The 11,914-nt window shown below is 60.9% G+C and carries 12 protein-coding genes and 3 pseudogenes; 3 read left to right on the top strand and 12 right to left on the bottom strand.

Annotated elements, in window-relative coordinates; all coding sequences use genetic code 11:
* Window positions 1-1,193: 1,193 nt before the first annotated feature.
* The 7 genes and pseudogenes from AB4Y35_RS36545 to AB4Y35_RS36515 form a co-directional block, all read right to left on the bottom strand.
* Window positions 1,194-2,327 carry an amidohydrolase family protein gene (locus AB4Y35_RS36545; protein ID WP_368708255.1) on the bottom strand — a complete coding sequence of 378 codons (1,134 nt, stop codon included), beginning with the start codon at window positions 2,325-2,327 and terminating at the stop codon, window positions 1,194-1,196.
* Window positions 2,328-2,964: 637 nt separating this feature from the next.
* Complete coding sequence (locus AB4Y35_RS36540) at window positions 2,965-3,237, bottom strand: hypothetical protein (RefSeq protein ID WP_368708254.1); 273 nt, start codon at window positions 3,235-3,237, stop codon at window positions 2,965-2,967.
* 59 nt (window positions 3,238-3,296) lie between these two features.
* Entirely contained in the window at window positions 3,297-3,632 is a 336-nt protein-coding gene (locus tag AB4Y35_RS36535) for a hypothetical protein (RefSeq protein WP_368708253.1), read from the bottom strand.
* Window positions 3,633-4,552: 920 nt separating this feature from the next.
* A pseudogene (locus AB4Y35_RS36530) lies at window positions 4,553-4,834 on the bottom strand (HU family DNA-binding protein).
* A gap of 690 nt (window positions 4,835-5,524) precedes the next feature.
* Entirely contained in the window at window positions 5,525-6,247 is a 723-nt protein-coding gene (locus AB4Y35_RS36525; RefSeq protein ID WP_368708252.1) for an ATP-binding protein, read from the bottom strand.
* A 53-nt stretch (window positions 6,248-6,300) separates the two neighbouring features.
* Complete coding sequence (locus tag AB4Y35_RS36520) at window positions 6,301-6,723, bottom strand: sensor histidine kinase (protein WP_368708251.1); 423 nt, start codon at window positions 6,721-6,723, stop codon at window positions 6,301-6,303.
* 11 nt (window positions 6,724-6,734) lie between these two features.
* Window positions 6,735-6,926: pseudogene (locus tag AB4Y35_RS36515) on the bottom strand (IS21 family transposase); the annotation flags it as partial.
* A gap of 158 nt (window positions 6,927-7,084) precedes the next feature.
* Between AB4Y35_RS36515 and AB4Y35_RS36510 the strand changes: the two are divergent.
* A pseudogene (locus AB4Y35_RS36510) lies at window positions 7,085-7,351 on the top strand (IS110 family transposase); the annotation flags it as partial.
* Between the two features lie 115 nt (window positions 7,352-7,466).
* Window positions 7,467-9,593 carry a penicillin-binding protein 1A gene (locus AB4Y35_RS36505; protein ID WP_368708250.1) on the top strand — a complete coding sequence of 709 codons (2,127 nt, stop codon included), beginning with the start codon at window positions 7,467-7,469 and terminating at the stop codon, window positions 9,591-9,593.
* Window positions 9,594-9,597: 4 nt separating this feature from the next.
* Here AB4Y35_RS36505 and AB4Y35_RS36500 read toward each other — a convergent pair whose 3' ends face one another.
* The 4 genes from AB4Y35_RS36500 to AB4Y35_RS36485 all read right to left on the bottom strand — a co-directional run bounded on the left by AB4Y35_RS36500 (window position 9,598) and on the right by AB4Y35_RS36485 (window position 11,289).
* Window positions 9,598-9,846 (bottom strand): hypothetical protein, encoded by a 249-nt coding sequence (locus tag AB4Y35_RS36500; RefSeq protein WP_368708249.1) that lies wholly within the window; start codon window positions 9,844-9,846, stop codon window positions 9,598-9,600.
* A gap of 170 nt (window positions 9,847-10,016) precedes the next feature.
* On the bottom strand, window positions 10,017-10,184 hold the full coding sequence (locus tag AB4Y35_RS36495; protein WP_368708248.1) for a hypothetical protein: 168 nt from the start codon (window positions 10,182-10,184) through the stop codon (window positions 10,017-10,019).
* Entirely contained in the window at window positions 10,181-10,903 is a 723-nt protein-coding gene (locus AB4Y35_RS36490) for an IS3 family transposase (RefSeq protein WP_368708247.1), read from the bottom strand. Before AB4Y35_RS36490 ends, AB4Y35_RS36495 begins: the two co-directional genes overlap by 4 nt.
* Window positions 10,900-11,289 carry a transposase gene (locus AB4Y35_RS36485; RefSeq protein WP_368708246.1) on the bottom strand — a complete coding sequence of 130 codons (390 nt, stop codon included), beginning with the start codon at window positions 11,287-11,289 and terminating at the stop codon, window positions 10,900-10,902. The genes AB4Y35_RS36490 and AB4Y35_RS36485 overlap by 4 nt, the downstream gene beginning before the upstream one ends.
* Window positions 11,290-11,373: 84 nt before the next feature.
* Between AB4Y35_RS36485 and AB4Y35_RS36480 the strand changes: the two genes are divergently transcribed.
* Entirely contained in the window at window positions 11,374-11,568 is a 195-nt protein-coding gene (locus tag AB4Y35_RS36480) for a hypothetical protein (protein WP_368708245.1), read from the top strand.
* Window positions 11,569-11,589: 21 nt separating this feature from the next.
* Here AB4Y35_RS36480 and AB4Y35_RS36475 read toward each other — a convergent pair whose 3' ends face one another.
* Complete coding sequence (locus AB4Y35_RS36475) at window positions 11,590-11,799, bottom strand: hypothetical protein (protein ID WP_368708244.1); 210 nt, start codon at window positions 11,797-11,799, stop codon at window positions 11,590-11,592.
* Window positions 11,800-11,914: the final 115 nt, after the last annotated feature.

Here is an 11,914-nt window from a genome sequence, read left to right as displayed (position 1 = left end):
CACCCGTTCTTCCCTGGAATCAGATTTAGTTGGCCGGATCGGAGCGCACCAGAATTTTGACCAGGACCAGGAAGAAATGAAATGCCAACCAGAACGAACCAACCTTCGGCCGCGGATCTGTTACGTTGCCAGTTACGGTATCCCGTTGAGCTGGCCCGCGGCAGTTCGCATATTGGCAGCACGCTGACGCAGGCGTCGTGCAAGGCGGCGATCACCGAAATACTCACTGAATTTGAGTCACGGTACGGCCCGGGGGACCTGGCCGCGTTTGTTGACGCCCTTGCCCGGCGCCTCGAAGAGAGAGGGAATCCTGATGCAGCCTCTGCGATTCGGGAGTGCTCACGCGCCGATCGGGCGGCATAACGCGTGGGGGCGGTCGAAAGCAATGTCCGTCGGACATACACGGTACGGCGGTTCCCGATGAAGCTCCTGGCAAACCCCGGACCTGCTGGGCCTATCGGAGATTCTGTTCCAGACTGGCACCGATGACCGGTTCAAGGCACGGCGGTCGTGTCCGAAATGCGCCACACCTGATGAGCAAAGCCTCCATATGGTCCAGAGCGGATATCGGATCGTCCTCCGAAATCAGCAGGCGAGCCAGGGCCGCATGGGTGTCAAAGTATTTGTCCTCCGAAACAACCGGCTCCATGAACGCCAGGAGTCGCGTAATTTCTTCAAGCAGTGCCCCCCGATCCGCAGGGAGGCATTCAATGACTCTTCTCCGAAGCGCCACGGCCAGGACAAGATAATCGTTAGGCCCGGTTGTGATCCCGAAATCGTTCATTGCAGTTTCCCCCCGGTAGCTCGCATCATTGCGTCCCCGCTATTCGACGAGGATAGTTCAACCCCGAAGCAGATACCCTGTCCGAAAGGCTTGAGTTTGCGACATGCAAATAAACAGGCGATGCAGCGCATCAGGGGCTCTTCGTTAAACCCACAAAGCGCTCAACAACCAACCGACGACACGCTGCATACCGACAACCCGGAATCGCCGTGCGCAGCGCCGGAAAACACACCACGGAAAGGTTGTCAGTCAACGGATGAGACACAACCTCAATCCGACGCGGTTCCCCGCGTCTAACTGACGTCCAGAGTCCAGACCCGAATCTGGCGACGTTGCCGCTAGGCCGTGCAACCAGTCGTGCGGGGTATTGGCAAAATCAGGCTAGTGCTTCGCGCGACAGCGAAGCTGGTCATTGTTCCTCCAGCCCCGGACTTCCTGCTTGCGCGTCCGCAGTCTGCAAATCGGCCCATGCGCCCCGCTCCAGCACCCCCAGTTTGGCGGGATAGGGGTTACGCTCGCCGGAAAGTGCAAGCAACTCCCCGTTTCCCCCCGTCACCATCCGCAAAATCTCGGAGCCGCTGTACCAGCGGGCCATATTGCCGATCATCAAACCCAGGCGCGCTGCCACGGCCGGCGAGAAGATCAGGTCGGTCCCGAACGCCACCTTGAGTTCGTGCTTGCGTGCGAGCCTGTACATGTTGTCGGTCCCCACGATGACTTCCCGGAACTTGTCGAGGATCGGTCCCGTTAGCGGTCCGACATCGTCCTCGTTCACGAATGGTTGCGTATTCAACCATATTCCGTTCTTCGCCATCAACTCGGCGGTGTGTTCATCGATCAGATGGCCATGTTCGATGCATTGCGCGCCTGCCGACACGGCTCGCTTCACGGCAACTGGCGTGGACGCATGAACGGCCACATAGATCCCCCAGTCGCCCGCAGTTTCGACGGCTGCTCGCAGTTGAGGCCCGGTAAAGGTCAGCATGTCGAGCGGACTGCGCGGCGTGGATACGCCGCCGGCCCCCACAATCTTGATCTGCGTTGCGCCCTGCAGGAACTGCTCGCGCACGCGTAAGCGCACGTCGTCCGCCGAATCGGCGATCGCATTCGCGCCAGCCCTCTCCTGCTCACTGACCTGGCCCGTGGTACGAGGGATGGTCGTGAGCGGTCGAAAATCGCCATGACCGCCGGTAGTCGTGATCATCGCACCGGACGGATAGATGCGAGGGCCAGAAATCATGCCCGCATCGATAGCCTGCTTCAGCGCAAACGCCGGGCCGCCCAGGTCGCGTATCGTCGTGAAGCCGCGCAGCAGCGTGCGTTGAGCTTCCGCACTCGCAGCAAGATAGACCAGGCCAAGATCGGCCTGCATGATCGTCTGGATCGGCAGTGAGGCGAGCATGGCATGCCAATGCATCTCGACCAACCCAGGCATGATCACCTTGCCGCCGCAATCGAATTGTGCGGTACGTGCTTGCAGCAGGTGGCTGGCCTTGCCCGAGCTGTGAGATGCGGCTTGCTTCGACGACGAGATACATCCCATCGCGCAGCCCGGCAGACTTGCCGTCGAACGGCCGGAAATTTGTAAACGTAACGGGCTGCGGCGCAGTGGCGGCGGGACTCGCGCCCTGCGCCCGCACGAATTCCGGCAGGACGGCACCCAGCATGGTCGCCCCCATACCGATCAGGAATCCTCGCCGCACGAGGTCGGCGCCGATGCGACCATTCGCATACTGGGCAAGCGCCTTGTTACAAAATCAGGGATACGTTTGGCTTGTTCTGTTGACACCAAGGTACTTGCGGGAATCCATGTCTGTCCCGATGTGAATTGAACAGTATGCACGGAAAACCCCTTGCGGTCCTTGAACAACCCTGTGGTCGAACATATCAAATACGGCCGTGCCGGTGAGTCTCCGCAAGCCGGGAAAATACTTCGCATAATGCAGGACGCCCTGCAGACGATGATGACACACCGTGTGACCTGATCGAACGCGAAGTCAAGATTCAGTTCGCCCTCCTTCGTTTCGCCGGTTCACGAAAAACTCGCAGAGGCAACCCGCGACCTCCCATTGTCTGGTGACAAGCCAGAAGAAGCGCATGGCAGGCATACCCTTAGCAAGTCGCGCAGGTGGCTGACCCGAAGGCTTCAAGGCGATTGAAGGCAGCATATCCCGAGGCTTTTATAGCGCGCGCGCCCTCTGGCGAACCGCTAACGCCGCATCCGGGCGCTGCCGCTCTTCCAGGATGCTGGCGAGAATTTCAGCGAACGCCAGAACATCCCGGGTTCCGTACCGCCCTACAAATTCGGAGAACGTTTCATCAATCGCCGCTTGCTGGCCAGACGGTGAAAGTGTACTACCAATGTGAGAACTGCCGCGTGCGAGGTCAACCGGATAATCGATCCTGCAGCGCGCCAGATCTGCCGCTGGGGGCGGTCGCATTTTCAACGGCATTGCGATCTCCTTGCTTTCCGGCGTTCCTGTCCGGCACATGCGACCCTGTTCGACCCTCGTCAACGGCGCGGTGCGTCGATGGACGGATCCTCAATTGCACCGGGGCGAGGTGTCGCGACGGTAACCCAGGGCAAGGCATTCAGCCGTCCGGCGATTTCGGTCAGGTCCGCAGACGAGATGGATTCAAACATGACCGTTATTTCTTCAAAGTTATGCTTGCTATCCTGATGTATTCGCGCCCGCCCTGCCTGTGCGGCGTGCTCTCCGATCGCCTGGCAGACAGCGATGATTTTCAGTTCGCCAGTGGCGGCCCGCACGGTCAGGCTCGCACGGATATTCGCGAATTCAGCCAGCTTGCCGCTATCCTTGCTGCGCTGTATTGTCGCCATAGCCATCCGCTCTCGTACGGTCATTGTGAGAGAGGCGCGAATCCGTCGACTCGCAAATTGCGACCCTCCATCTGCCGTCGCCCCGTTGTGGCCCATTGCATCGCGAGCGCCGACACGGGGTGCCAGTCCGCGACGACGCCAGCCATGCCCGGTCACGGCCTGGGTCCAACGTTGCGCCGCCCACTGCTACGTGAGCAAGCGGGTACCGTCCGCGGCACGGGCGACAGTGCAGCCCGAGGTCTCTGTGAAGATGATTGCCCTGCAATCGCCTCGTCGTTTTCGGTCAACGGCCCAATATAAACAGCCAGCCATCGCGGGTAACATGAAAGGCGCGGAGGTCCGGCCCCAGCCCCGGCCTCGTCCAGATTAATGGAATGGGCTTTGCCCAGGACATCAGGATCTTCGCGGTCCAGGTAATTTCGCCGATGCTGGCCTGTATCACCGTGGCGGCACGCGTTCGTGCGGGCGGCGAATGGACGCCGCCCGGTCGTCCCGGCCTGCCGTGCTGTTCAGGTAGTATTTACCGCCAGAACCGGCGCACGTCTGTAACGGCGGTTACCGATTCCTATTCTAGGTCAACGGGTTGGCTCGTGACGATGAATAAAGCATAAGGCCTGTTTCATTCATGCCACGCGCCCGCACCAGTGAAACGAACTGCTGACCGAACGTCAGCTCACTGGTGCGCCGCAAGGCCTGCGTCAACAGCCTCGCCGCCATCCGGGCCCGGTGCACTTGGCACGCGGCTACCGCGGTCCTGGCCTTGCGGCTTCGCGTGGCCAACGAAACGGCGAAGCCTGCTCCACTGGCAGGCGAATCGGCGTCGTCAGGATCACGCAAACCGCAGGCTATTTTTTCCACGATGGCCTGCGCGCCAATGCTCCGGTCTGAGCGACGCGCGCCCTTGCCGCATCCAACCCAGCAACAGCTTAGCTCGCGGCATTCACTGTATTCTTGAATGCCTTGCCCGCTGTGAACTTGACAGTCTTCGCTGCGGGGATCTTCATCTCCTGGCCGGTCGACGGGTTGCGCCCGGTGCGCGCCGCGCGTTGGCCGGTCGTGAAGCTGCCAAACCCGACGAGCTGTACGGTCTGCCCGGCTGCAATCGCTTTGGTAATCGTTCCGATCAGCGTCTAGATCGCTTCACTCGTCGCGGACTTCGAAAGCCCGGTCTGTTCCGCAACCTCAGCAATCAGTTCGTGCTTGTTCATTGCGTTCTGTTCCAATGTAGTGAAATATGCCGACCAAACCGCGAATCGCCTCATTACCTGCCCAGCGAGGTCTCTCACGCGAAGAGCCTGGGTCGATTGACGCATTGTGGCGCCGCGCAGGCTGACCATCCCGTCGATGGAGCGCTCGTAGTCCCTTTATGGGCCGCGAGCGAAAGCGCTATGCCTGTCTTGCACGTGCGAACGCCGGTGGCTAACGCGGATTTCTCGCGATGCTGCGCCAGCAAACCTGGAGCTCCGGGATACGACATCATCCGGGCGTGGGCGCGTGGCGCTTAGTTTAACAGGACGGCAGTCAGACAGGCATTGCCGTGCGCCCCACTCAAACTCCCTTGGGGAGAGAGATACTGAATTTCCAGCGGAGCGGATAAACGCGGCAGAGTTCGGCTTTGCCTTCGCGCGCCGTGATAGCCCAGAAGTCCCCGCCGGGACACGCGCGGGTGCTGTCCAACAATGGCGGTACTCGGGAGCGCCCTGAGCGCCCTTGTCAATGACGGCGAGTGCAATGGACCTCGGTGACGGAACCATATTCGTGGGCTTGCGCGCGACGCAATTCCTCCGTGTAACTGGCTGTCATCGCGCTTCCGTACTGCTTGTTGAACCGGCGTGTGTCTCCCCCGTTCGGTCAATGCTTTGCCGGGTCGCGTGGAGAAACACTTTAATATGCATTCCTCAACTTCTTTGCAGGAATGCGATCAACACCTCTGGATCCACCGGCTTCACGAAGTGTTCTGTACATCCCGCGTCGCGGGACCGCCTAAGGTCGTCGGGTGCTCCATATCCGCTCAGCGCAACCAGGACGGCATTTGCGGTCTCCGGTAGCATTCGCAGCCGTCGCGCGAGTTCGTAACCGCTGATCCCCGGCAAGCCGAGATCGAGAATGATGGCGTCGGCATGAAACTGCCTGGCAATTGAAAGGGCGGTTTCTCCATCGAACGCGCATTGGACTTCATGCCGGTGCAGGACCATTGCCAGTGATTCTGCAGCGTCCCGGTTGTCATCGACAACCAGCACACGCAACCGTCTCGTTTGCTGCTTCGACGGTTCGGCCACGTTTGTCGCACCAGCGCCGATTGCCCGGGTGGTCGACAGCGAGACGGTAAAGCGTGCTCCCTTGCCCGCGCCGTCGCTTGCAGCAGTGACGTGTCCACCGTGCATGTCAACGAGATTCCGCACCACAGACAGACCAATTCCCAGACCCGACTGCGCCCTGCCATCCGCAGGCGCAAGCTGCACGTACGGCTCGAACATACGAGCGAGCTGCGATGTCGGAATGCCGACTCCCCTGTCGGTCACGGTGATCTGCACCCGGTCATGGCGCGCCGAAACATCGACCGTGATCTCAGACCCGTCACCCGAATACTTGATCGCGTTGTCCAGAAGATTGGACACCACCTGTGTGAGCCTCGTCTGGTCGCCATCCACGGCAACAGGACTGTCGGGCAGCGTTACTCTGATACTGTCGCGGTGCTCGTTCGCTGACGGCAGGCAATCTCGACCGCGTTTCGGACCGCGTCCCGGATATCGAATATTTCCCGGCGCAGCCGGATCTCGCCGCTGCTGATCCTGGACACGTCCAGCAGATCATCGATCAGACGGCTCAGATGCGCGCACTGGCGCTCGACTGTCATGCGCGCCCTTTCCACCTCCGACGGAAGATCAGCCCCAACCTGCTTAAGGATCTGCGCCGCGTTGCGTATCGGCGCGAGCGGATTCGTCAATTCGTGCGCCAACGTTGCGAGAAACGCATCCTTGAGCCGATCCGCCTCCCGAATCGCTTCTTCTGCGAGCGTGCGACGTGTGATGTCCGTCAGGGTACCAACAAACAGGCGGATCGAACCATCGGTCTCCTTCCTGCGGACTAATCGCAAGCTTGCGATTAGTCCGCAGGCTGGAAATCCAGCCGGTCAAACTGGGCCGGTTCATGCTGGCGCAATGTCCGCACGAACCGCTTGACGCTGTCGTATCCGGCAGCAAAGCCAAACCGGTCCACCAGATCCTGGTAGATGGCCATGGCGTTGCGCCGCAGCCGCAACTGGGCCTCTATGAACTCCCGGTGTGACTCGCAGGCCGATATCTGGTTGCTCTTTGCCGGTGGGCAGGGTGGAATGATATGAACGGCCCCGCCTACCGTGAAGGAGCCTGCGGGGGGCGGATCCTCACGGGCCGACGGCATCAGAGTGCCCAGATTGGAAGATCATGAGATCTTCACAGGCAACCGGAGGATCCAAAGTGAACTATACGACCATCGGCGTGGACATCGCCAAGAACGTGATGCAGATGCACTGGATCGATCCCGACACCGGGGAGGTTGTTAACAAATCGATCAGGCGCACAGCGTTTCTCGAGCATTTCGCGAACCGCACGCCCTGCTTGATCGGAATGGAGGCGTGTGGCGGCGCTCAGCACTGGGCTCGCGCCCGGACGAAAATGGGGCACCAGGTCAAACTGATGCCCGCGAAATTCGTCAAGGCCTTCAACATCGGTAACAAGAACGATCCGGCGTTTCGTACATGGCTCAACCACCGTGAATCACCCGTATGTGTCGCTCTTTCGTGAACTCTGCGCACGCTGAGTGAAATCCGGTCGGGCAGCGGCCGCCGGCGCCGGTGCAATGACCGCGCGCCTTATCGCTGCGACGTGGCACAGCATTCGCCATCCGACACGTCGCGGCATTGCACTGGCAATTGCCGCTGTGCCTGCGCTGTCGCTCGCGTATACGCTGGCCCTTATTCCATTCACACCCCGACTCGGTGACATCCGCAAGGCCCGCGTCGACCGTCCCGCGCTGATCCTCTCCGCCGACGGCACCGTGCTCGCGGAATTCAAGCCAGTCCATCGCGAGTGGGTCACGCTCAGCGAGATTTCACCGCATGTGGTGGATGCCCTGATCGCGACCGAGGGCCGCCGCTTCTACCAGCATCACGGTATTGACCTGAGACGCATTCCGTCGGCGGCATTGCGCACATTCTCCGGGGCCCGGCAGGGTGGCTCCACCATCACGCAGCAACTGGCACGCAACCTGTATCCCGATGAAATCGGTCGCGCACCGACGTTGACACGCAAACTCAAGGAAGCGATCACGGCGCTCAAGATCGAATCCGTCTACAGCAAGGACCAGATCCTCGAGACGTACCTCAACACCGTGCCGCTCCTGTACAACGCCTACGGCGTCGAGATGGCTGCGCGCACCTACTTCGGAAAGCGCGCAGCAGACCTCGATGTCCTCGAGAGCGCAACGCTCGTTGGCATGCTGAAGGCGAATAGCACGTTCAACCCCGTGCTCAATCCTGAGCGCGCACTGGAACGCCGCAATACGGTACTTGCGCAGATGTCGAAATACGGCAAGCTCAGTTCTACTGAATATGCACGACTGAACTGGCAACCGCTTGATGTCGATTTCGAACCCCAGACCGAGCCCATTGGCACTGCTCCGCATTTCGCAGTGCAGCTGCGCAGGTGGTTGACCGCGTGGGCTGATCGCAACGGCTACAACATCTATTCGGACGGGCTCGTGGTGCGCACGACCATCGATTCCCGACTTCAGGCAACGGCGACACAGGCCGTTGCCTGGCAGGCCAGCCAGCTGCAGTGGATCGCCAGCGGCACATGGAACGAGCGCACAGGCTGCTGGCCGGGTAACGAACTGTTCCAGTCCTTCATCAGACAGACAGCGGAGTACCGGACCGCACGGGACACCGGCCTCTCCGATCAGGCCGCAATCAGGAAACTTGCGCAGGACGCGGCGTTTGTGGGTGCGCTCTGCCACAGCAAAACCCAGATTCAGGCCGGATTCGTCGCCATCGATCCACGCAATGGAGACATCAAGGCATGGGTCGGCAGCCAGGACTATCGCGATGAGCCATTCGATCACGTGCAGCAGGCCCGTCGGCAACCCGGCTCCACCTTCAAGGCTTTTGTGTATGGTGCGGCGTTTGCCGATGGTGCGCAACCAGGCGACACAATCGTCGACCGCAACGTTGCCATTGCATTGAAGGGCAATGCGGTTTGGCGGCCGACCGACCCCGAGCCCCCTACCGGCCGGCCGATGACACTGCGCAATGCGCTTGCTTTTTCACGCAATCGCGTGACAGCCCAGCTCATGCAGCGGGAGGGACCGGCAAAGGTTGCGGCGCTCGCACGCCAGATGGGCGTGCGCGAAAGTCCCCTTGATGCCGTGCCGTCGCTTGCCCTTGGTACGAGCCCGGTCACGCTCAAGGAGATGGTCTCGGCGTATTGCACGATCGCAAACCGGGGAGCCTATGTCGAACCACGCATGGTGACACGTATCGAGGATCGCAACGGCAACATGCTCGCCGAGTTCCCTGCTGCGCGGCCAACGCAGGCGCTACCGCCTGCCGCTGCGCTCAAGCTGGTCGACGTGATGCGTGACGTCGTCAATCGGGGCACTGGCTCCGACATCAGGACACGTTTCGGCATTCATGCCGACGTGGCGGGCAAGACCGGAACGACGCAGGACAACACGGACAGCTGGTTCATCCTGATCCATCCGCAGCTGGTCGCCGGTGCCTGGGTGGGCTTCGACGACGCACGCGTGACATTGCGCAACGACTACTGGGGCAAAGGTGCGCATGGCGCATTGCCGATGGTGGGGGCCTTCTATGACATGGCACTGCGCGCACAGGTCGTTGATGCCCACGCGCAGCTTGCGCCCGTGAGTAATCCGTCGCACACAGCTCATGCGCGCGCGCACCATCACTTCCTTTTCTGGCGATTCTGATGCGTCAGTGCATCCGAGGATCTGCGGACTCGTGTAGGCGACCAGCCACAGGCTGGTCGCCTGTGGCATTGCTGTTCGCGCTGTTGATCGCCCCCGGGCTGATAGTAGCAGCCTGCTTTTCCGCCCGGCCCGAAACAGGCGTGCCCCGCGGCCAGACCGAGCCACCAAGCAGCACCACAAGAAGCAGGCTGAGCGAAACAGCAAGCAGCAGCATGCCCAGGAACAACCACCGGTTCGGGGTCGTGATCGGCATGTATTTTTTATCACTTTCACGGCATCCGATCGAAGCAGTTTATGTTCAACGCAAGCGCGGAAAATGGCGGCTTCAGGGTAGATGTGAACAGGGAAATTCCGAAGACGACCGGTGGCTGACACATCGTATCGCGTGTACCGGCTCCGGTTGTTTGGACACGCTTTTGCAGTTCAGGCGGCAAGCTTCATGAGCCTTTCCTGACGGGCTTCCAGGGGTGATTTGAGGCCCAGCTTTTCAAGACGCCAATCGCGATTGTATCGATCCTTGAACGCGATGGCGGCGGCACGAACTTCCTGCAGATTCCTGAAGATGCGCCCATGAAAAGCCTGTTCTTTCATTGTGCGGTTGAACCGCTCGGCAACGCCGTTGGTCTACGGCTCGGCGACGAAGGCGTAGCTCGGCGTGATGCCCCAGAACCGGATCTGATCGCGGAAGTCGTCCGAGGTGTATTGCGAACCGTGATCCATGCGCAGCGACAGTCGGCGGCCACCGAGCCAAACGCGCCCAGCAGCCCCTGGGAGATCGGCTCGAGGGCGGCGAAGCGGTCACCGATTTTCGCCGCATGGATGCCGGTGCACATGCCGTCGCAGTGATCGACGCTTGAGAACAGCCATACCATGCCGTCGTCCACAGTCGCGATGCGCACACCGTCGGTGCCCCACATCTCATTGGGGCGATCAGTCGTGATCCGGCCGTCGTGAAGCCTGGGTTCACCGCGCGCTTGCCGGTGCGGCGAGAGCAGACTGTGCTCGCGCATCAGCCGCAGCACGCGGGTCCGGGCGACCCGGATGTCATGCAGGATGCGCAGACGTGCCCAGACCTCGCGATGGCCCTCGCCGTTGAAGGGCGAAACCGCCAGATCGGCGCGAATGGCCTTCAACAGGCCGGCATCGGCCATCTTCGGCTTGGGGCCGCGGCGGCCTGGAACGATCGGCACCACGTTGGCCGCTGCCCTTGCACGAACGGCATAGATCGTCGAACGTGGAAATTCGAGCACCCGGCAAACCCGTTGCAATCCAAAGGGCTTGCCTGCACTGACGAAGACCTCGTGGCTCATGTCGACAATCTCCGCGCGGTCAAAGGGCGACGGGCCTGCAGTTCCCGTTCCCTGCGCAAGATCTCGTTTTCCACAGACAGCTCGCCAACGCGTCGCACGGCGTCATTGAGCCGGGCTCGCAGCGGATCGCTAGTGCGTGCCTTCAGGCCAGCCTCCATGCCGGCCAGTGCCAGCTCACGCCATTGCTCGAGCTCGGCGATCGTCACGCCGACTTCACGGGACACCGCGTCGACGGGTTCGCCGCGCAGCAACCGAAGGACCACGCTACGTTTGCGGCCAGTCGACCAGCGCTTGATTTCGGTTTCGCCAGAGGCGCTTCCAGTCGCGCTACGCGCTCCTTCCAGCGCCTCTGGCGAAACCGCATTCGTATTGCTTTTCTTCAACATCAACCACTCCGTTTTGGAACACACGTTTTAACCCAAATCTGTGTCCAAAAAAACCGGAGGTGCCGCAATGCAGCGAAAGACTACATGCTGCGCTTCGCACGCGAGCTGGCCGATACGGGAAGATACGCGGACTGGCGAGCGATCGAGGAACCCCTGCGATCCAGGTATGGCGACGAGCAGAGCCTGCGCCTTCTTAACGACAGCTCCCTGAGGGATGAGCTGGACCGGCGTTGCCAGAACGCCGCGCTGGCCAGCGGCGTCCGGCGGACCTCGCGCTGACGTACGGTATATGGGCTGCCTTCATCGACGGTCAGCTTCCTCTACCTCATTGAGTTTGGCCACGGCGGCTAGATACGCAAAGGTGGTCCGATTGAAGGCTGCTGTCAGCGTGCGGACATCGGCCCCCTCATCGCTCCCGGGGAGATCCCCGCGAAAACGCCTTTCGAAGCGGCGTCGTGCGTTCGCCATTGCCTGATAGGCGTTGCAGAACGCCTTGATTTCGCAGTTCATAACGAAGCCTCACGGTGTGCAATGGGCCCGGCGGAGGGGGCTCATACTAGAATTGAATGCAACGTTAGCAAGCGCTTTCGGAATCGTCTATACGACCATTGTCCGACTGGCGTTA

Source organism: Paraburkholderia sp. EG286A, assembly GCF_040965375.1.
In the GTDB taxonomy this organism is placed as follows: Bacteria; Pseudomonadota; Gammaproteobacteria; order Burkholderiales; family Burkholderiaceae; genus Paraburkholderia.
This window is presented reverse-complemented; position numbering and strand designations above follow the sequence as displayed.

Bases quoted from the DNA above. Each gene is read 5' to 3' on its own strand.
- AB4Y35_RS36545 (WP_368708255.1), bottom strand. From the start codon at position 2,327: ATGGGATGTATCTCGTCGTCGAAGCAAGCCGCATCTCACAGCTCGGGC.
- AB4Y35_RS36540 (WP_368708254.1), bottom strand. From the start codon at position 3,237: ATGCCGTTGAAAATGCGACCGCCCCCAGCGGCAGATCTGGCGCGCTGC.
- AB4Y35_RS36535 (WP_368708253.1), bottom strand. From the start codon at position 3,632: ATGGCTATGGCGACAATACAGCGCAGCAAGGATAGCGGCAAGCTGGCT.
- AB4Y35_RS36505 (WP_368708250.1), top strand. From the start codon at position 7,467: ATGACCGCGCGCCTTATCGCTGCGACGTGGCACAGCATTCGCCATCCG.
- AB4Y35_RS36500 (WP_368708249.1), bottom strand. From the start codon at position 9,846: ATGCCGATCACGACCCCGAACCGGTGGTTGTTCCTGGGCATGCTGCTG.
- AB4Y35_RS36495 (WP_368708248.1), bottom strand. From the start codon at position 10,184: ATGAAAGAACAGGCTTTTCATGGGCGCATCTTCAGGAATCTGCAGGAA.
- AB4Y35_RS36490 (WP_368708247.1), bottom strand. From the start codon at position 10,903: ATGAGCCACGAGGTCTTCGTCAGTGCAGGCAAGCCCTTTGGATTGCAA.
- AB4Y35_RS36485 (WP_368708246.1), bottom strand. From the start codon at position 11,289: ATGTTGAAGAAAAGCAATACGAATGCGGTTTCGCCAGAGGCGCTGGAA.
- AB4Y35_RS36480 (WP_368708245.1), top strand. From the start codon at position 11,374: ATGCTGCGCTTCGCACGCGAGCTGGCCGATACGGGAAGATACGCGGAC.
- AB4Y35_RS36475 (WP_368708244.1), bottom strand. From the start codon at position 11,799: ATGAACTGCGAAATCAAGGCGTTCTGCAACGCCTATCAGGCAATGGCG.